Annotated in this window: 16 protein-coding genes; 8 read left to right on the top strand and 8 right to left on the bottom strand. The window is 57.5% G+C overall.

The window, feature by feature from the left end; genetic code table 11:
- Positions 1–8 precede the first annotated feature (8 nt).
- The 8 genes from rsmG to CAG22_RS26925 all read right to left on the bottom strand — a co-directional run bounded on the left by rsmG (position 9) and on the right by CAG22_RS26925 (position 7,545).
- A complete protein-coding gene (rsmG, locus tag CAG22_RS00075; protein ID WP_085703941.1) occupies positions 9–659 on the bottom strand; it encodes a 16S rRNA (guanine(527)-N(7))-methyltransferase RsmG in 651 nt (216 codons plus the stop codon).
- Entirely contained in the window at positions 656–2,548 is a 1,893-nt protein-coding gene (gene mnmG, locus CAG22_RS00070; protein ID WP_015268403.1) for a tRNA uridine-5-carboxymethylaminomethyl(34) synthesis enzyme MnmG, read from the bottom strand. Before mnmG ends, rsmG begins: the two co-directional genes overlap by 4 nt.
- Positions 2,549–3,183: 635 nt before the next feature.
- The gene (gene mnmE, locus CAG22_RS00065; RefSeq protein ID WP_085588876.1) at positions 3,184–4,554 is read right to left on the bottom strand and encodes a tRNA uridine-5-carboxymethylaminomethyl(34) synthesis GTPase MnmE; all 1,371 of its coding nucleotides are present in this window, start codon (positions 4,552–4,554) and stop codon (positions 3,184–3,186) included.
- A gap of 88 nt (positions 4,555–4,642) precedes the next feature.
- Positions 4,643–6,325, bottom strand: coding sequence for a membrane protein insertase YidC (gene yidC, locus CAG22_RS00060; RefSeq protein ID WP_085703939.1), 1,683 nt, complete (start codon positions 6,323–6,325; stop codon positions 4,643–4,645).
- A 2-nt stretch (positions 6,326–6,327) separates the two neighbouring features.
- On the bottom strand, positions 6,328–6,573 hold the full coding sequence (gene yidD, locus CAG22_RS00055) for a membrane protein insertion efficiency factor YidD (RefSeq protein WP_015268406.1): 246 nt from the start codon (positions 6,571–6,573) through the stop codon (positions 6,328–6,330).
- On the bottom strand, positions 6,566–6,970 hold the full coding sequence (rnpA, locus tag CAG22_RS00050; protein WP_003253166.1) for a ribonuclease P protein component: 405 nt from the start codon (positions 6,968–6,970) through the stop codon (positions 6,566–6,568). Before rnpA ends, yidD begins: the two co-directional genes overlap by 8 nt.
- Before the next feature lie 13 nt (positions 6,971–6,983).
- A complete protein-coding gene (rpmH, locus tag CAG22_RS00045) occupies positions 6,984–7,118 on the bottom strand; it encodes a 50S ribosomal protein L34 (RefSeq protein ID WP_003253163.1) in 135 nt (44 codons plus the stop codon).
- 85 nt (positions 7,119–7,203) lie between these two features.
- Positions 7,204–7,545: a hypothetical protein gene (locus tag CAG22_RS26925; RefSeq protein WP_139833368.1), complete on the bottom strand. Its 342-nt coding sequence runs from the start codon at positions 7,543–7,545 to the stop codon at positions 7,204–7,206.
- A 168-nt stretch (positions 7,546–7,713) separates the two neighbouring features.
- Between CAG22_RS26925 and dnaA the strand changes: the two genes are divergently transcribed.
- From dnaA to CAG22_RS28910, 8 genes are all read left to right on the top strand, one after another.
- Positions 7,714–9,252 (top strand): chromosomal replication initiator protein DnaA, encoded by a 1,539-nt coding sequence (gene dnaA / locus CAG22_RS00040; RefSeq protein WP_085703937.1) that lies wholly within the window; start codon positions 7,714–7,716, stop codon positions 9,250–9,252.
- A 40-nt stretch (positions 9,253–9,292) separates the two neighbouring features.
- A complete protein-coding gene (gene dnaN, locus CAG22_RS00035; protein ID WP_003260019.1) occupies positions 9,293–10,396 on the top strand; it encodes a DNA polymerase III subunit beta in 1,104 nt (367 codons plus the stop codon).
- 13 nt (positions 10,397–10,409) lie between these two features.
- Entirely contained in the window at positions 10,410–11,513 is a 1,104-nt protein-coding gene (gene recF, locus CAG22_RS00030; protein WP_003260018.1) for a DNA replication/repair protein RecF, read from the top strand.
- A gap of 4 nt (positions 11,514–11,517) precedes the next feature.
- Positions 11,518–13,938: a DNA topoisomerase (ATP-hydrolyzing) subunit B gene (gene gyrB, locus CAG22_RS00025; RefSeq protein ID WP_013970249.1), complete on the top strand. Its 2,421-nt coding sequence runs from the start codon at positions 11,518–11,520 to the stop codon at positions 13,936–13,938.
- Between the two features lie 822 nt (positions 13,939–14,760).
- Positions 14,761–15,399: a TnsA endonuclease N-terminal domain-containing protein gene (locus tag CAG22_RS00020; RefSeq protein ID WP_085703935.1), complete on the top strand. Its 639-nt coding sequence runs from the start codon at positions 14,761–14,763 to the stop codon at positions 15,397–15,399.
- Positions 15,380–17,341, top strand: a complete 1,962-nt coding sequence (locus CAG22_RS00015; RefSeq protein ID WP_085703933.1) for a Mu transposase C-terminal domain-containing protein — start codon at positions 15,380–15,382, stop codon at positions 17,339–17,341. Before CAG22_RS00020 ends, CAG22_RS00015 begins: the two co-directional genes overlap by 20 nt.
- A complete protein-coding gene (locus tag CAG22_RS00010) occupies positions 17,338–18,273 on the top strand; it encodes a TniB family NTP-binding protein (RefSeq protein WP_085703931.1) in 936 nt (311 codons plus the stop codon). Before CAG22_RS00015 ends, CAG22_RS00010 begins: the two co-directional genes overlap by 4 nt.
- Before the next feature lie 77 nt (positions 18,274–18,350).
- On the top strand, positions 18,351–18,875 hold the full coding sequence (locus CAG22_RS28910; protein ID WP_085703929.1) for a TniQ family protein: 525 nt from the start codon (positions 18,351–18,353) through the stop codon (positions 18,873–18,875).
- Positions 18,876–18,949 lie beyond the last annotated feature (74 nt).

The raw sequence follows: 18,949 nt of genomic DNA, 5'->3' as shown, positions 1-18,949 counted from the left end.
GTTCCCAGTCATGCCTTGCGGCGCAGTATCAGCAGATGGCGCTGGCCCTGGCAACCTGGAACGGTCAGGGCCTGCTCGCTTTCCACTGTGAAGTCTGCGGGCAATGCTACCAGTTCATCGGCAGGATGCAGCCCCTTCATTGCAAGCCATTGCGTCCCGGTGTCGCCCAGGTGGCGGGTCCAGCTGGTGAAGTTCTCCATGCTGCTGAAGGCGCGGGAGATGATTCCGCTGAACGGTTGTGTCGGCTGGAAGGCTTCGACCCGACTGTGGATAACCGTGAGGTTGTCCAGCTTGAGCTCCATTTTCACCTGGGTCAGGAAGCGGGTCTTCTTGCCATTGGCGTCCAGCACCGTCACGCGCTTGTGCGGATGCAGGATAGCCAATGGGATACCGGGCATGCCACCGCCACTGCCGACATCCAGCCAGTTGTCACGCTCGCTGTGGATAAACGGCATGACACTGAGGCTGTCGAGCAGGTGACGCGACACCATCTCGTCGGGGTCGCGCACGGCGGTGAGGTTGTAGGCTTTGTTCCATTTGATCAACAGGGCCAGGTAGCCGAGCAGCTTTTCATGATGCTCGGCGCTCAGCTCGACACCGAGCTGGCGCGCACCTGTGGACAACTCTTCAGCGTGTTGCGGGGTGACCAGGGAACTCAAGCGCTTTGCTCCAATTCGCGGCCAGCGCCGCGTTTTTTCAAGTGAATCAGCAACAGGGAAATCGCCGCTGGGGTCACGCCCGGGATACGCGAAGCCTGACCCAGGGTTTCCGGACGGGTCTGGCCCAGCTTGCCCTGGATTTCCTTGGACAGGCCGGAAATCGTCGAGTAATCGATATCCACAGGCAGGCGGGTGTCTTCGCTGGCGCGCAGACGTGCGATTTCATCCTGCTGGCGGTCGATGTAGCCGGCGTACTTGGTGCGGATTTCGACCTGCTCGGCGACCTGTGGATCGATCGCTTCGCCGCCGGTTGCCTCGATCAGCCCGGCGTAGTCGATTTCCGGGCGCGCCAGCAGGTTGAGCAGGCTGTACTCGTGGCTGAGCGGGGTACCGAACTTATCCACAATGGCCTGGCCTTGCTCGGTGTTCGGGCGTACCCAGGTCGACTTCAGGCGCTGCTCCTCGCGTTCGATGCCGTCGCGCTTGGCACAGAAGGCGGCCCAACGCTGGTCGTCGATCAGGCCGAGTTCGCGGCCCTTTTCGGTCAGGCGCAGGTCGGCGTTGTCTTCGCGCAGGATCAGGCGGTACTCGGCACGCGAAGTGAACATGCGGTACGGCTCCTGGGTTCCCAGGGTAATCAGGTCGTCGACCAGTACGCCGATGTACGCCTCGTCGCGGCGCGGGCACCAGCTGTCTCGGCCCTGCGCCCGCAGGGCGGCGTTGGTCCCGGCCAGCAAACCCTGGGCGCCGGCTTCTTCGTAACCGGTGGTGCCGTTGATCTGGCCGGCGAAGAACAGGCCGCCGATGACTTTGGTCTCGAGGCTGTACTTGAGGTCGCGCGGGTCGAAGTAGTCGTATTCGATGGCATAGCCCGGGCGAACGATGTGGGCGTTCTCCATGCCGCGGATCGACCGCACCAGCTCCAGCTGCACGTCGAACGGCAGCGAAGTGGAAATACCGTTGGGGTACAGCTCATGGGTGGTCAGGCCTTCCGGCTCGATGAACACCTGGTGGCTTTCCTTGTCGGCGAAGCGGTGGATCTTGTCTTCGATCGACGGGCAGTAGCGGGGGCCGACACCTTCGATGACACCCGAGTACATCGGCGAACGGTCGAGGTTCGAGGCGATGATCTCGTGGGTGCGCGCATTGGTGTGGGTGATCCAGCAGCTCACCTGGCGCGGATGCATCTGGGCGTTGCCCATGAACGACATCACCGGGATCGGCGTATCGCCTGGCTGCTCGGTCATCACCGAGAAGTCCACCGAGCGGCCGTCGATGCGTGGCGGGGTACCGGTTTTCAGGCGGCCGACGCGCAGCGGCAGTTCACGCATGCGGTGGGCCAGGGCGATCGAAGGTGGATCGCCGGCGCGACCACCGGAATGGTTTTGCAAACCAATGTGGATAAGCCCGCCGAGGAAGGTACCGGTCGTCAGTACCACCGATTCGGCGAAGAAACGCAGGCCCATCTGGGTCACCACGCCTTTGACCTGGTCCTGCTCGACGATCAGGTCGTCGCAGGACTGCTGGAATATCCACAGGTTCGGCTGGTTTTCCAGGATTTCGCGCACCACTGCCTTGTAGATGGCGCGGTCGGCCTGTGCACGGGTGGCGCGTACGGCCGGGCCCTTGCGGTTGTTCAGAACGCGGAACTGGATGCCGCTCTTGTCGGTGGCCAGCGCCATGGCGCCGCCGAGGGCATCGATCTCTTTGACCAGATGGCTTTTGCCAATACCGCCAATGGCGGGGTTGCAGCTCATGTGACCGAGGGTTTCCACGTTATGGGTCAGCAGCAGGGTTTTCACACCCATGCGTGCAGACGCAAGCGCAGCCTCGGTACCGGCATGGCCGCCGCCGATGACGATCACTTCAAAACGGGAAGGGAAATCCACCACGCACCTCGTGCCTGTTTTTGCGAATAGAGAAGGTAAGCGGACAAGTATAGGGACTTCACCCCCTTTAAAGAAACCGTCTGAGCAAATTTTGACCAGTCTGTGGATGAGTGGCAGCCAACAGAAATCAAAGAGGAAAAATTTAAAAAAGCTTTGTTTTTATGTTTATTCTTATGCACAAGCTTTGCTGTGGATAAGGTTATGTAGGCCTTTATTCATGCCGTGTAGAGAAAAATTAAACCCTGTGGCTGGAGTACCATGAGGGCTATGGATAACACGATTTAGCCTGTGGATTAAATGGCTGCTTACCCACAAGCGGGTTTGTCCTCAGAAAAAAAGCCTGCTTATCAACGGGGCTGAAGGCGAGTTTTCCACAGGGCTCCTGCGCCCCGTAGTCAGCCTGAGATTGAAAAAATCCTCGAGCTGGCGGCCAGATACGGACAAGGTGGGAGCGGGCGAGCCCGCGAATGCGTCGGTACAGCCACACAGACTCAGGGCTGGTAAGGGCCTCTTCGCGGGCACGCCCGCTCCCACTGGTACTCGGTTCGCCTGAACACAGTCATCTGTTGCAAAGAATTTGAGGCAAAAAAAAGCCGCTCCCGAAGGAGCGGCTCTTGGTTTTGCCTGGCTGTGAATTATTTGCCGATGCAGAAGCTGGAGAAAATCCGCCCCAGCAGGTCATCAGAGCTGAATGCCCCGGTAATCTCCCCCAGGGCCTGCTGCGCCTGCCGCAGGTCTTCCGCCAACAGCTCACCCGCGCCAGCCAGGGTAAGTTGTGCACGGCCATGTTCCAGGTGCTCACTGGCCTGGCGCAGGGCATCCAGATGGCGCCGGCGAGCGCTGAAACCACTCTCGGCCGTCTGTTCATAACCCATGCAGGCCTTCAGGTGGTCACGCAGCAACTGCAGCCCTGCATCGTCCCCTTTGGCACTGAGGGTGATCGTTACATGGCCGTCATCGCACTGTTCCAGCGCTACCCGCTCACCACTAAGATCGGCCTTGTTCCGAATCAGCGTCACCTTGGCCGGGTCTGGCCGCTGGTCGAGAAATTCTGGCCACAGGGCGAACGGGTCGCTGGCCTCGGGCGCGGTGGAGTCCACCACCAACAACACCCGGTCAGCCTCGCCAATGGCCTTCAGCGCACGTTCCACGCCGATCTTTTCCACATGGTCATCGGTGTCGCGCAAACCGGCAGTATCGACCACGTGTAGCGGCATGCCGTCGATGTGGATATGTTCGCGCAGGATGTCCCGCGTGGTGCCGGCAATATCAGTCACGATGGCCGCTTCCCGCCCGGCCAGCTGGTTCAGCAGGCTCGACTTGCCGGCATTCGGCCTACCGGCGATGACCACAGTCATGCCGTCACGCAGCAAGGCCCCCTGCCCGGCTTCACGCTGTACTTTGGACAACTCTCCCCGCACCGTATCGAGCATCGTCAGCACATGGCCGTCGGCGAGGAAGTCGATTTCCTCTTCAGGGAAGTCGATCGCCGCCTCGACGTAGATGCGCAGCGCAATCAACGCCTCGGTCAGGAAGTGCACGCGCTTGGAGAACTCCCCCTGTAGCGAACGCAGGGCATTGCGCGCAGCCTGGCTGGAACTGGCTTCGATCAGGTCGGCAATGGCTTCGGCCTGGGCCAGGTCGAGCTTGTCGTTGAGGAATGCACGCTCGCTGAACTCACCCGGGCGAGCCAGCCGGCAACCAACCTGTACACAGCGCTGCAGCAGCATATCCAGCACCACCGGGCCACCGTGGCCCTGCAGTTCCAGCACGTCCTCGCCGGTGAACGAATTAGGCCCAGGGAAGAACAGCGCAATCCCTTCGTCCAGCACCAGGCCTTCCTCGTCGCGGAACGGGCCGTAATGGGCGTGGCGCGGGGTAAGCGTACGGCCGGTGATCAACTGGCCGGCCTTGGCAGCCAGAGGGCCGGACAACCTGACAATACCCACACCGCCGCGGCCCTGGGCGGTGGCGATGGCGGCGATGGTTTCACGCACAGTGTTCATGCTCGAAAGCCTCTACGACAAAAACGACAGATAGCAAAAACGCCCCACTAGGGGGCGTTTTTTATTCACAGGCTAGCGCAGTAGCCTGTCAAGCAGCAGCTTTTTTGCTGGCTGCTTCGATGCTGCGGGTGATGTACCACTGCTGTGCGATCGACAGGCAGTTGTTCACAACCCAGTACAGCACCAGACCAGCCGGGAACCACAGGAAGAAGAAGGTGAAGATGATCGGCATCATTTTCATCACCTTGGCCTGCATCGGATCCGGCGGCGTCGGGTTCAGGCGCTGCTGGATGAACATGGTGGCGCCCATGATGATCGGCAGGATGAAGAACGGATCCTTGATCGACAGGTCGGTAATCCACAGCATCCATGGAGCCTGGCGCATTTCCACGCTTTCCAGCAGTACCCAGTACAGGGCCAGGAACACTGGCATCTGCACCAGGATCGGCAGGCAGCCGCCCAGCGGGTTGATCTTCTCTTTCTTGTACAGCTCCATCATCGCCTGAGACATCTTCTGGCGATCGTCACCGAAGCGTTCCTTCAGTGCAGCGAGCTTCGGCGCAACGGCACGCATGCGCGCCATCGAACGGTAGCTGGCAGCCGACAGCGGGAAGAACAGGCCTTTGATCAGCATGGTCAGCACGATGATCGACCAGCCCCAGTTACCCAGCAGGCTGTGGATATGTTGCAGCAGCCAGAAGATCGGCTGGGCGATGAACCACAGGAAGCCGTAGTCGACGGTCAGTTCCAGGCCTGGGGACAACTCTTTCAGCTTGGACTGGATTTTCGGGCCGGCGTACAGCATGGCGCTGGTTTCGACCTTGCCGCCAGCAGGCACGCTGATGGCCGGGCCAGTGTAGCCGATGATGTAGTTGCCCTGGCTGTCCTTGCGGGTCTGGACAACGTTGTTGTCCGACTTGGCCGGAATCCAGGCGGTCACGAAGTAGTGCTGCAGCCAGGCAACCCAGCCGCCGGACACATTTTCTTTCAAACTACCTTTGTCGATGTCCTTCATCGAGACCTTTTTGTAAGGCTCGGAAGCAGTCCACAGGGCAGCGCCCAGGTAGGTGGCGGTGCCGGTGGCAGTGCTCGACGACGGATCGGAGCTGGCGTCACGCTTGAGCTGGGCAAACATGTTGCCGCTCCAGGCCTGACCGCTCTGGTTGTCGATCAGGTAGCTGACGGTCAGGTCGTACTCGCCGCGCTTGAAGCTGAAGCGCTTGATGTAGTTGACGCCGTTGTCGCTGAACTTCAGGTCGACCACCAGTTGTTCCTGGCCATCGGCCAGCTGGTAACCCTTCTTGTCGGTAGCGTACAGAGGGCGACCGGCAGGACGGGCATCCGGACCGTTGACGCCGGTCAGGCCGCTTTGTGCCAGGTAGACACGCTCGCCACCGTTGTCGAACAGCTGGAACGGAATGTCCGGGTGGTCCTGGCGACGTGGGTACTGCGGCAGGTTCAGCTGGACGATGTCACCACCGACCGGATCGATAGCCAGCTCCAGGACATCGGTCTTGACCCGGACCAGGTCCTTGCTGACCGCAACCGGTGCCAGTTCGGCTGCGCTGGTTTCGGCGTTGGCGCTTGGCACATCGGCGCTGGCGCCGGCGTTACCGGCCGGTACGCCATCCGGCAAACCCGGGGCAACGGTGCTGGCAGCAGTATTCTGAGTCGGCAGGGCAGCCTGGCCGTAGTCCTGGTTCCACTTGAGGACCATGACGTAGGACACGATTGCCAGGGCGACGATCAGGATCGTGCGTTTAATATCCATGATTACTCGGCTATCGAAGAAGTTCGGGAGGAAGGAGCGGGAGGAACGGGATCGAAACCGCCGTCGTTCCACGGATGACAACGCCCCAGGCGACGAACGGCTAGCCACCCACCACGCCAGAGGCCGTGGTTTTCGATGGCTTCATAAGCGTAACAGGAGCAACTGGGGAAGAAACGACAGTGGTTGGCCATCAGAGGACTAATGGCGTAACGGTAAAACTGGATCGGAACGAGCGCCAGTTTACGCATCTTGACTGTCTACCCCTGCGGAATTGGCGGTCACTGCTGGAGTGGGCCGGCTGCGCGCCAGGCGTTTCCAGAGTTTGCCAAAGTGTTGGTGCAATTCCGGGTTTTCTATCTCACCCAATCCCTTGCGCGCGACGATCACAATGTCCAACCCGGCAAGCAATTGCTGGTTCAGGCGAAAGGAATCGCGCATCAAGCGCTTGAGGCGGTTGCGTTGAACGGCGAGCTTGACGCTCTTCTTGCCGATCACCAGGCCAAGGCGTGGGTGATCGAGGCCGTTCTCGCGAGCAAGGATCAGCAGGTTTTTCCCTGGAACCTTGCCGGTTGGGGAGTCGAAGACCGCTTTGAAATGTCGGGGTGTAAGCAGTCGCTTTTCCCGACTGAAGTCCTGACTCACCACCTGTGCCGAAAAATCAAATGGCCAGACGCTTACGGCCTTTGGCACGACGACGCGACAGAACAGCGCGGCCGTTCTTGGTAGCCATACGGGCACGGAAGCCGTGGGTGCGCGCGCGCTTGATGGTGCTTGGTTGGAAAGTACGTTTCATGGCTTGTTACCTGGTTTGTCGACGACGGGCCGGGATGGCCCCCTTTTTAAGAGACCGGCGATTCTAGAGAAAGCAAGACCGTAGGTCAATTTCCAACCAGTCTTTCCATATAGAGCACGTGATGGACGGTGCGTGCTTGTCCATCCCCCAAGGGTGCTTGATCGGACACACGAATTGGGGACAACATGAAAAAAAAGAAGAGACATATAAAAAGCTTTTCTGAAGAATCTATAAATCTTAAGTGGATAACCTTCTGTGGATAACCTGCTTTAGGCCATAAAATCCGGGCTGTACAGAGTTTTACAACTGTGTTCTCAACCGGTGCTGCGCTTGTTTTCTTCGTGGTCAAAAGCTGTGGATTAAATAGCCGCTTATCCACAGCAGAGTTATCAACAGGCTTGAGCTCAGGGTTGTGCATAGCGCTCATGGCTGCTTATCCACAGGGCTTATTCACAGTGCGAAGAAGCCGTTTTGGTCGATAAATGGCTGTTTTGTCATGGTTCCTAACGTGTCCACATGTGGATAACTGAACGCTCGACCGGTACAATGGCGGTTTGTTTTTGCCTCATCCGGCTTTCAAACTCAGGGGATATCCGTGTCAGTGGAACTTTGGCAGCAGTGCGTGGAGCTTCTGCGCGATGAACTGCCTGCCCAGCAATTCAACACCTGGATCCGTCCGCTACAGGTCGAAGCCGAAGGCGACGAGTTGCGCGTCTATGCGCCTAACCGTTTCGTTCTCGATTGGGTCAATGAAAAGTACCTGGGTCGTTTGCTCGAGCTGTTGGGCGAAAACGGCAGCGGCATTGCGCCTGCCCTTTCCTTGTTGATCGGCAGCCGTCGCAGCTCTGCGCCACGTGCCGCACCCAACGCGCCAGTAAGTGCTGCGGTGGCCGCCTCGCTGGCCCAGACCCAGGCCCAGAGCCAGACACAGAAGGCAGTGCCGGCAGCGGTCGAACCCGTCGCCGTGGCGGCGGCCGAGCCTGTGCTGGTCGATGAGCTGGCCGAGTCATCCTCGCGTGACAGCTTCGATGCCATGGCCGAGCCGGCTTCTGCGTCGGCTGGCAGTGCCCGGACCGAACAGCGCACCGTGCAGGTTGAAGGTGCGCTCAAACACACCAGTTACCTGAACCGCACCTTCACGTTCGACACCTTCGTCGAAGGTAAGTCGAACCAGTTGGCGCGCGCGGCTGCCTGGCAGGTGGCAGACAACCCCAAGCATGGTTACAACCCGCTCTTCCTTTATGGTGGTGTGGGCCTGGGTAAAACCCACCTAATGCATGCTGTGGGTAACCACCTGCTGAAGAAAAACCCGAACGCCAAGGTCGTGTACCTGCATTCGGAGCGCTTCGTCGCGGACATGGTCAAGGCGCTGCAGCTCAACGCCATCAACGAATTCAAGCGTTTCTACCGCTCGGTGGATGCGTTGCTGATCGACGATATCCAGTTCTTTGCCCGTAAAGAGCGCTCGCAGGAAGAGTTTTTCCACACCTTCAACGCCCTGCTCGAGGGTGGTCAGCAGGTAATCCTTACCTCTGACCGCTACCCCAAGGAGATCGAAGGCCTGGAAGAGCGTCTGAAGTCGCGCTTTGGTTGGGGCCTGACAGTTGCCGTCGAGCCACCAGAGCTGGAAACCCGCGTGGCGATCCTGATGAAGAAGGCCGACCAGGCCAAAGTCGAACTACCGCATGACGCGGCCTTCTTCATTGCCCAGCGCATCCGTTCCAACGTCCGTGAACTGGAAGGCGCATTGAAGCGGGTGATCGCTCACTCGCACTTCATGGGCCGCGACATCACCATCGAACTGATTCGTGAGTCGCTCAAGGACCTGCTGGCGCTCCAGGACAAGCTGGTCAGTGTGGATAACATTCAGCGTACCGTCGCCGAGTACTACAAGATCAAGATCTCCGATCTGTTGTCCAAGCGTCGTTCGCGTTCCGTGGCACGTCCACGTCAGGTGGCCATGGCCCTGTCCAAGGAACTGACCAACCACAGTCTGCCGGAAATCGGCGACATGTTCGGTGGTCGCGACCATACGACCGTGCTGCACGCCTGCCGAAAGATCAACGAACTGAAGGAATCCGACGCGGACATCCGCGAGGACTACAAGAACCTGCTGCGGACGCTGACGACCTGATGGCCGTCTGCGCAGCTAATTGAAGGCAAGGGACTAGACCATGCATTTCACCATTCAACGCGAAGCCCTGTTGAAACCCCTGCAACTGGTCGCCGGTGTCGTCGAGCGCCGCCAGACCTTGCCGGTCCTGTCCAACGTATTGCTGGTCGTGCAAGGCCAGCAACTGTCGTTGACTGGTACCGACCTGGAAGTCGAACTGGTAGGCCGCGTGCAACTGGAAGAGCCGGCCGAGCCTGGCGAAATCACTGTCCCGGCACGCAAGCTGATGGACATTTGCAAAAGCCTGCCGAACGACGCCCTGATCGATATCAAGGTCGACGAGCAGAAACTGTTGGTCAAGGCCGGTCGCAGCCGCTTTACCCTGTCGACCCTGCCAGCCAATGACTTCCCGACCGTGGAAGAAGGCCCGGGCTCGCTGACCTGCAACCTGGAACAGAGCAAGCTGCGCCGCCTGATCGAGCGCACCAGTTTCGCCATGGCCCAGCAGGATGTGCGCTACTACCTCAACGGTATGCTGCTGGAGGTTTCCCGCAACACCCTGCGAGCTGTGTCCACTGACGGTCACCGCCTGGCGCTGTGCTCCATGAGCGCACCGATCGAGCAGGATGATCGCCACCAGGTCATCGTGCCACGCAAAGGTATCCTCGAACTGGCACGCCTGCTGACCGACCCGGAAGGCATGGTCAGCATCGTCCTGGGCCAGCACCATATTCGCGCCACCACTGGTGAATTCACCTTCACTTCCAAGCTGGTGGACGGCAAGTTCCCGGACTACGAGCGCGTACTGCCCAAGGGCGGTGACAAGCTGGTGGTCGGCGACCGTCAGGCGCTGCGTGAAGCCTTTAGCCGTACTGCGATTCTTTCCAACGAAAAGTACCGCGGTATCCGCCTGCAACTGGCTGCTGGCCAACTGAAGATCCAGGCCAACAACCCCGAGCAGGAAGAAGCTGAAGAAGAAATCAGCGTGGACTACGAAGGTAGCTCGCTGGAAATCGGCTTCAACGTCAGCTACCTGCTGGACGTGCTGGGCGTAATGACTACCGAGCAAGTTCGTCTGATCCTGTCCGATTCCAACAGCAGTGCCCTGCTGCAGGAAGCTGGCAATGACGATTCTTCCTACGTTGTCATGCCGATGCGTCTGTAACGTAGCAGGCGAAATGTCTCTTCGACGTATCATGGTCACCGCGGTGCGCAACTTGCACCCGGTGACACTCTCACCGTCCCCCCGCATCAACATCCTTTACGGCGCCAACGGCAGCGGCAAAACCAGCGTGCTGGAGGCCGTGCACCTGCTCGGGCTGGCGCGCTCGTTCCGCAGCACCCGCCTGAACCCGGTTATCCAGTACGAACAACCGGCCTGTACCGTGTTCGGCGAAGTGCAATTGGCCGAGGGTGGCAGCAGTAACCTGGGTGTATCCCGGGAGCGGCAGGGGGAGTTCACTATTCGCATCGATGGGCAGAATGCGCGGAGTGCGGCGCAACTGGCTGAATTGCTACCGCTTCAGCTCATCAATCCAGACAGTTTCCGCTTGTTGGAAGGCGCTCCGAAAATACGCCGCCAGTTCCTGGATTGGGGGGTGTTCCACGTGGAACCTCGTTTTCTGCCAGCCTGGCAACGGCTGCAGAAGGCACTGCGGCAGCGGAACTCATGGTTGCGGCATGGTACACTTGACCCAGCTTCGCAAGCCGCCTGGGACCGGGAATTGTGCCTGGCCAGTGCGGAAATAGATGAATACCGTCGCAACTACATCAAGGCCTTGAAGCCCGTCTTCGAGCGAACCCTGAGCGAACTGGTCGAACTGGACGGGTTGACCCTTAGCTACTACCGAGGCTGGGACAAGGACCGGGAACTGCAAGAAGTACTCGCTTCCTCTCTCCTTCGCGATCAGCAGATGGGCCACACCCAGGCCGGTCCGCAGCGTGCTGATCTGCGTCTTCGTCTGGCTGCCAACAATGCAGCCGACATCCTGTCGCGTGGTCAGCAAAAGCTGGTGGTGTGCGCATTGCGCATTGCCCAAGGCCACCTCGTTAGTCAGGCTCGCCGCGGTCACTGTATTTATCTCGTGGATGACTTGCCGTCCGAACTGGACGACCAGCATCGCCGCGCGCTGTGTCGCTTGCTTGAAGAATTACGCTGCCAGGTGTTCATCACCTGTGTAGATCACGAATTACTGAGGGAAGGCTGGCAGACGGAAACGCCAGTTGCTTTGTTCCACGTGGAACAAGGCCGTATCACCCAGACCCACGACCATCGGGAGTGAATGCATGAGCGAAAATCAAACGTACGACTCCTCCAGCATCAAGGTGCTGAAAGGTTTGGATGCCGTGCGCAAGCGCCCCGGCATGTACATTGGCGACACCGATGATGGTAGCGGCCTGCACCACATGGTCTTCGAGGTGGTCGACAACTCGATCGACGAAGCCCTCGCCGGTCACTGCGATGACATCACCGTCATCATCCACCCGGACGAATCCATCAGTGTGCGCGACAACGGTCGCGGCATTCCGGTCGACGTGCATAAAGAAGAAGGCGTTTCCGCAGCCGAGGTCATCATGACCGTGCTGCACGCTGGCGGTAAGTTCGACGACAACTCCTACAAGGTATCCGGCGGTCTGCACGGCGTAGGTGTTTCTGTTGTGAACGCCCTGTCCGAGAAACTGGTACTGACCGTTCGCCGTAGCGGCAAAATCTGGGAACAGACCTACGTTCACGGTGTTCCCCAGGCGCCGATGGCGGTTGTCGGTGACAGCGAAACCACCGGTACCCACATCCACTTCAAGCCTTCGGCTGAAACCTTCAAGAACATTCACTTCAGCTGGGACATCCTGGCCAAGCGTATCCGCGAGCTGTCGTTCCTCAACTCGGGCGTTGGCATCCTGCTGAAGGATGAACGTAGCGGTAAGGAAGAGTTCTTCAAGTACGAAGGCGGCCTGCGTGCGTTCGTTGAATACCTGAACACCAACAAGACCCCGGTCAACTCCCAGGTATTCCACTTCAACGTCCAGCGTGACGATGGCGTGGGTGTTGAAGTCGCCCTGCAGTGGAACGACAGCTTCAACGAAAACCTGTTGTGCTTTACCAACAACATTCCGCAGCGTGATGGCGGTACTCACCTGGTGGGCTTCCGTTCCTCGCTGACCCGTAGCCTGAACAGCTACATCGAACAGGAAGGCCTGGCCAAGAAGAACAAGGTGGCGACCACTGGCGACGACGCCCGTGAAGGCCTGACTGCGATCATCTCGGTTAAGGTGCCGGACCCTAAGTTCAGCTCGCAGACCAAGGACAAGCTGGTCTCCTCGGAGGTGAAAACCGCCGTGGAACAGGAGATGAACAAGTACTTCGCCGACTTCCTGTTGGAAAACCCGAACGAGGCCAAGGCCGTCGTTGGCAAGATGATCGATGCTGCCCGTGCCCGTGAAGCGGCACGTAAAGCCCGTGAAATGACTCGCCGTAAAGGCGCGCTGGATATTGCCGGCCTGCCAGGCAAACTGGCGGACTGCCAGGAAAAGGACCCTGCCCTTTCCGAACTGTACCTGGTGGAGGGTGACTCCGCGGGTGGCTCGGCGAAGCAAGGCCGCAACCGTCGTACCCAGGCAATCCTGCCGTTGAAGGGTAAAATCCTCAACGTCGAGAAAGCGCGCTTCGACAAGATGATCTCGTCCCAGGAAGTGGGCACGCTGATCACTGCATTGGGCTGCGGTATCGGCCGCGAAGAGTACAACATCGACAAGCTGCGTTATCACAACATCATCATCATGACCGATGCTGACGTTGACGGTTCGCACATCCGTACCCTGCTGCTGACCTTCTTCTTCCGTCAGCTGCCGGAGCTGGTCGAGCGCGGCTACATCTACATTGCCCAGCCACCGCTGTACAAGGTGAAGAAAGGCAAGCAGGAGCAGTACATCAAGGACGACGAGGCCATGGAAGAGTACATGACCCAGTCGGCCCTGGAAGATGCCAGCCTGCACCTGGACGAGTCGGCACCAGCGGTTTCCGGTGTACAGCTGGAAGCATTGGTGAATGAATTCCGTAGTGTCATGAAGACACTCAAGCGTCTGTCTCGCTTGTACCCGGAAGAGCTGACCGAGCACTTCATCTACCTGCCGGAGGTCAGCCTGGAACAGCTGGGTGACCACGCTGTGATGCAAGCCTGGCTGGCCCAGTTCCAGGAACGTCTGAACAACAGCCAGAAGTCCGGCCTGGTTTACAAAGCCAGCCTGCGCGAAGACAAAGAGCGCAACGTATGGTTGCCAGAAGTGGAAGTTACCTCCCACGGCCTGGCCAGCTACGTCACCTTCAACCGTGACTTCTTTGGCAGTAATGACTACCGTACCGTAGTCAACATTGGTGCCAAGCTGTCCAGCTTGTTGGGCGAAGGTGCTTACGTGCAGCGCGGTGAGCGCCGCAAGGCAATTGTCGAGTTCAAGGAAGGCCTGGACTGGCTGATGAACGAAACCACCAAGCGCCACACCATCCAGCGATACAAAGGGCTGGGCGAGATGAACCCTGAGCAGCTGTGGGAAACCACCATGGACCCAACCGTCCGCCGTATGCTCAAGGTCACCATCGAGGATGCGATCGCAGCCGACCAGATCTTCAACACCCTGATGGGTGATGCGGTCGAGCCGCGTCGTGACTTCATCGAAAGCAACGCGCTGTCGGTATCGAACCTGGACTTCTGATCCGGTGTAGGTTCACAGAAAAGCTGCACGCTTTCACAAATAGATGACCGGCCGGGCCCAAATCTTGGTCTCCGCCGGTCAACATCAAGCCCGCATTAGCGGGTTTTTTTTTGCTTCCAATTCCTGCGGGCACCCTGCCCCCAACGGCTGGTCTGAGGCTGGCCGTCTGCGTACGGATGTGGAAAGGAAGATCAGGCCGAAGGGCTCGGCGGATGAATCTGGAAGGGAGTAGCGAATCCAGAAAGTCTTTAATAATGCACCGGAATACAAGCAGATTAATTAAATCTGCTTGTATTAATTTAATACAGATAACAGGAAACTGTAAGAAACACCAAACTGGCTAGTTGGATTAACTGTAGATTTCAATGGAGTGTTTGAATAAGATCTATGACCGCATTTTCTAGCTTCCAGATTGGGTGTTTATGCCAATCAGACAGTTGAAGCAAAAACCTAAGATCAAATTGAAACTGCTGGTGCGGTGACAAGCGTCTTGCTTAGAAAGAAAGAGATCAAGGCGATCTCTGGAAATTCTGATTAGTCATCAAATCCAGACCACTCCAGCAGAAAATGGAGGCCCAAATGTAGAAAAACGCGACCAAAACCGAGAGGTTCTGACCGCGCTTAGCGAAGCGGACTTGCGACGTGAGAAACCGCAATGTCTGCTTTTTCGAAGCCCCTGTCAATCCTCTCCCATCTTTTCGACCTTAGCGAGGCCACTCGACGGCACAGTGTTGCCTGTCGAAAGGCCTCCCTTAGCCTGCCCTGCGCCTCATTTTTTTGGTGCAGCGGCGGCGCTCGTTTCGAGATTTTTGGAGGTGTTTCATGACGGTGAGAAAGGTAGTCACACGTCGGTCTAACCATTTCCGCGGGTATTTTCCATCGCTGAAAAATCAAAAGCCTGTGCCCTGGGAATCCCAGCTGGAGGGAGCTTTCTTTCGGCTTCTTGAGCTGTCGCCTGCCGTCATCAGCTACGTCGTTCAGCCCAGTGAGGAGCGTGTTCCCTCAGCTCAGGGGTATTTCAAATACTACCCCGACGTACGAGTTTTCCTCTCAGATGGGCGGGACTGGTGGTTTGAGGTGAAGCCGGAAGAACGCCTAAACATAGCCAGAGTCAGAGATCGGCTGGAAACAGCTGAACGCCATTTCATATCTACCGGCCGTAACTTTTCGGTAGTCACTGACAAGCTGATTGAAGAAGAGCCCCTTGCTAGCAACCTTCGTCACTTGATGTCTCACCGGCGTGGTCCAGTGCTTTCGGCTGAGAAGCTTGAGGAGGTGCTCACTGTCCTCAATGACCAGGTCCCCAAGACTGTTTCCGATCTTTTGTTAGCTGTGGGTGAGAGGCCGGGTTGGCGTCTGCTTGGGTTGGGCATTGTGGGTATCGAACTCAATAAGCCCCTCGACACTAACTCCCCGATCTTCCTTCAGGGAGGGCACCGTCATGCAGACCTTTTCCCTTAGGGTGAAATTGGTCGTCATTGTGCGTGGCGTCCTGATGGTCCTTGAGAAGAGGCTCATTGACCGGAGGTTGCTCTTTTTCGATGAGCTCGGCGAACCCACGAAGCTGTCCGAGAAAGAGTTTTATCAAGGCTATGAGAGGCGTGAGATTGAGGTCGCTGCTGATCAGCCTTACCTCGGGAGGGTTCCGTATGTCCGGACCATCCCTCCAGACATTTCATGCTTCCCCGAAAAGCACAGGGGTGAGGCCTTGCGTCGACGCGAGTATCTGAACGCGTTGACTGAGCGCGGTAAAAACAAGCTGCCGAGTGAAGAAGACATGATTGTAGATATTAAGAGAATCGCCCAGAAAATTGGGGATGCCTGTGCACCTTCCATATCAACGATCCGACGTTGGGCCTCCAAATACATAGGAGACAATGTCACGAAGCTTATCCCTCAGCATGCCAAAAAAGGGCGGACTCCTGCGATCCAGGGAGAGCTCAAGGAGATACTCGATGGTGTGATCAAAAAAAGCTACCTCAAGGACGTGCTGCCTGGCGTTAGTAAGGTCGCGGCTCAGTTCAAAACTAAAGTAGAGGAGGAAAACTTATCCCGATTGCCCTCCAATCAGCTCAGGATTCCATCTGCGATGACTGTCCGTAGGTATATCGCAGCTCTGGATCCGTACTTAGTTGATGAAGCTAGGCTGGGGAAACACGCCGCCAAGCAAAAACACCGCACGGCCATAGGTATGCTGCGCGTTCATGAGATCTTGGAGCGGTGGGAGATTGATCACACTCAACTAGACGTACAGCTGGTGGATGAAACCACGGGACTCAGTATCGGACGCCCCTACCTGACGATTGTCATGGACCGATTCTCCCGGATGGTGATGGGCTATCTGCTTCACCTCTCGGCGCCGAACACAGAGACCGTTCTTCGGGTCATTGAGCGCGCTATTCGTCCCAAAGCCGAGCTGCTCACGCGCTTTCCTAAGGTGCGGAATGAATGGTGGGCCCGAGGCTTACCGACACGGATCGTTCCGGACAACGCAGCTGAATTTCACGCTGGTGACCTCATCATGGGGTTCAACGAACTGGGTATTGAGATTATGTACCCCGCTTCCAGGTCTCCTCAGAAGAAAGGTGCGGTGGAACGTTTTTTCAGTACCCAGAACCTGGGGCTGATTCATAACCTACCTGGAACCACCTTCTCGAATATTCAACAACGTGGTGACTACGACTCCGAGAAGAATGCTTGCTTCACTCTGCCCCAACTGGAAGCGGTGCTGGTGAAATGGATTGTGGATGGTTATCACCAAACGCCGCACCGGGGACTAGCGATGCGGACTCCTGCCCAGGTCTGGGCGACCAGCGAGGCGAATCACGTCATCTCTCTCCCCGTAGACCTAGATTCGTTGGAATGCATCTTGGCCAAGCGCAGCTCGGTGAAGGTTCACCATTACGGAGTCGAGGTTGGAAAGTTGTTCTATCACTCCACGGAGCTCGCAGAACTGCGCATGCGTCTGGCAGAGGGTGAGAAGGTTAACGTTCGTTATCGCGATGAGGCCGGACACGTTTGGGTGCACGATCGCTTCAGAAACTTGTTCTTTCAAGTACCAGCGAAAGACAAGCGCATGGTTGGCAAGAGCCGGGAGCTGTGGAGGGCTGCAGAAAAAGCGCTGCGGGAAAAAAACGGTGAGCAACCAAGCTTCGAAGCTACTCACCAGTGCTATCAGGAAATCATGGAGGATGTCGAAGAGGCTCGCCTTTCGCAGAAGCTCAGGCAGAGACGCGAAGCTGCCCGAGCCAAAATTGATAAAGAAGGCCGCAAGAGCGAGATCGAGCCTCCTCCTAAAGTACTCGGCGAAATGGAATGGGCCGACGATTCGATTGATCACATACCACCCGCTGCTGCTTTCAAAGTTTCGTTCCGTTCGCCTGCAGGGAGTAACAAACCATGAATGTCTCTGAGTCGCCAAAGCTCGCCTTCTCGCTACGACACAGGTTTATCCACAGCTCCCAGGCGGTACGAGCGTTGACCCGTCTCAGCGAGGTGCACGCCGATAGTCGGCGCGCCGGGACGAGTAACGGTTTACTGATCCAGGGCCCTAGTGGCGTAGGCAAAAGCACTCTGATCATGGAATACATTCGGTCATTAGAGGATGCCGGCAGCATTGATTCAGAAAAGCGGACTGTTTTGTTTGTAGAGATACCTTCGTCGCCCACCAAGAAGAGTCTCGCGGCAGCGATGCTTACAGCGCTTAAGGATCCATTCGCAACAGCGCGGGGACATTCTGGCGAGGTGAAATTTGCCCGTGTGGTCCTGCTCTTGAAGAATCTCGGTGTGGAGGTGGTAGCGCTCGATGAGGTACAGCACCTGGTCGACTATCACCGACACGGCGCTTATGAGACAGCAGACTGGATCAAGAGCTTGATGAACGATACGAGCATCACGTTCGTTTTGCTTGGTCTGAAGCGTACTGAGCGTTTACTTAAAGCGAACGAGCAACTGCGCCGCAGGTTTTCGGCCACGGTGGATTATGACCGCTTCACCTTGACCGGCAAATCCTCAGTCCAGTTCGTGATGCTTCTTGGGGCGATTCAGGGCGAACTGCCTGTTCCTACGGTGAGTTTCACTGAGCCAACAATGATCAAACGCTTTCACCTAGCCTCCTATGGCTTGATTGATTACCTCATCAAGATCGTGGATCGAGCCGTCTGGCTGGCCGTAAGTCGTGGCATAGCAGGAATTGAGCTACCCGTACTCGCAGAGGCGTTCGAGGATGAGGTATGGAGCAGAGCCACAGAGGAACGTAACCCCTTCAGTGGGAGTTTCAATTTCCAGCCACTGATTGGGATGGACGAGCCGTTCGCGAAAGTTGAAGAGGACTAGTGCTCATGATGAGGGCTGGGTGTAGCCCGGCCCTACTCCTCTGATCTTTATTTCTTCGATTTCATGGATGTGTAGGAATGTTTGGTCTTCTAATTAACCCTCGACCTCATCACGACGAAAGCCTCTCAGGCTATTTGCAACGGCTCGCCCTGGCTAACGGGCTCACCAGTAACGACGCGCTCAGAGCTTTCAAGCAGGCGGATGACTCTGACGTTAAAGAGTGGATCCGCCATTGTGGTACACCGCGGAGTTGGCATGAGGCTGCAGTAGAGCTTCGCTCACCCATAACCAGGCCTTTTAAGATTTGGTCGGTGCGCAGTGTCAGGTTCTGCGCGCAGTGCCTGGCTGAGGGAGGCTACTGGAAGGAAACTTGGGAAATCACTTTGGTCACCTCGTGTACTTCCCACCGAACGGAACTCTTAAACTGCTGCCCACATTGCAGTTTGAAAACCTGTCATAACTCGATGCTCGATAACAGATGCAAAGCATGCGGGTTTTCGCTTGCTAGCCCCGGCGCTGAGGAATACACACGGTTAGCTAGCGAACCGTGCCAGTGGCTGTCCTCGGCGCTGGAGAAGATCGTGTCCCGGGAAGTGGTGTAACTCATCATGGCTTTGGCCATTGAGCTTGCCGTTTAGTTGATCACGGCCGACAGCTTGGCCTGTGGATTATCGCT

Source organism: Pseudomonas sp. B8(2017) (genome assembly GCF_002113575.1).
In the GTDB taxonomy this organism is placed as follows: Bacteria; Pseudomonadota; Gammaproteobacteria; order Pseudomonadales; family Pseudomonadaceae; genus Aquipseudomonas; species Aquipseudomonas putida_Z.
Note: the sequence above shows the minus strand (reverse complement) of the source record. Positions and strands in the feature narration are given on the sequence as shown.

What these genes read in the sequence shown, in the direction of transcription:
- mnmE (WP_085588876.1), bottom strand. Translation starts at nt 4,554, where the DNA reads ATGAACACTGTGCGTGAAACCATCGCCGCCATCGCCACCGCCCAGGGC.
- yidC (WP_085703939.1), bottom strand. Translation starts at nt 6,325, where the DNA reads ATGGATATTAAACGCACGATCCTGATCGTCGCCCTGGCAATCGTGTCC.
- yidD (WP_015268406.1), bottom strand. Translation starts at nt 6,573, where the DNA reads ATGCGTAAACTGGCGCTCGTTCCGATCCAGTTTTACCGTTACGCCATT.
- rpmH (WP_003253163.1), bottom strand. Translation starts at nt 7,118, where the DNA reads ATGAAACGTACTTTCCAACCAAGCACCATCAAGCGCGCGCGCACCCAC.
- CAG22_RS26925 (WP_139833368.1), bottom strand. Translation starts at nt 7,545, where the DNA reads ATGAGCGCTATGCACAACCCTGAGCTCAAGCCTGTTGATAACTCTGCT.
- dnaN (WP_003260019.1), top strand. Translation starts at nt 9,293, where the DNA reads ATGCATTTCACCATTCAACGCGAAGCCCTGTTGAAACCCCTGCAACTG.
- recF (WP_003260018.1), top strand. Translation starts at nt 10,410, where the DNA reads ATGTCTCTTCGACGTATCATGGTCACCGCGGTGCGCAACTTGCACCCG.
- gyrB (WP_013970249.1), top strand. Translation starts at nt 11,518, where the DNA reads ATGAGCGAAAATCAAACGTACGACTCCTCCAGCATCAAGGTGCTGAAA.
- CAG22_RS00020 (WP_085703935.1), top strand. Translation starts at nt 14,761, where the DNA reads ATGACGGTGAGAAAGGTAGTCACACGTCGGTCTAACCATTTCCGCGGG.
- CAG22_RS00015 (WP_085703933.1), top strand. Translation starts at nt 15,380, where the DNA reads ATGCAGACCTTTTCCCTTAGGGTGAAATTGGTCGTCATTGTGCGTGGC.
- CAG22_RS00010 (WP_085703931.1), top strand. Translation starts at nt 17,338, where the DNA reads ATGAATGTCTCTGAGTCGCCAAAGCTCGCCTTCTCGCTACGACACAGG.
- CAG22_RS28910 (WP_085703929.1), top strand. Translation starts at nt 18,351, where the DNA reads ATGTTTGGTCTTCTAATTAACCCTCGACCTCATCACGACGAAAGCCTC.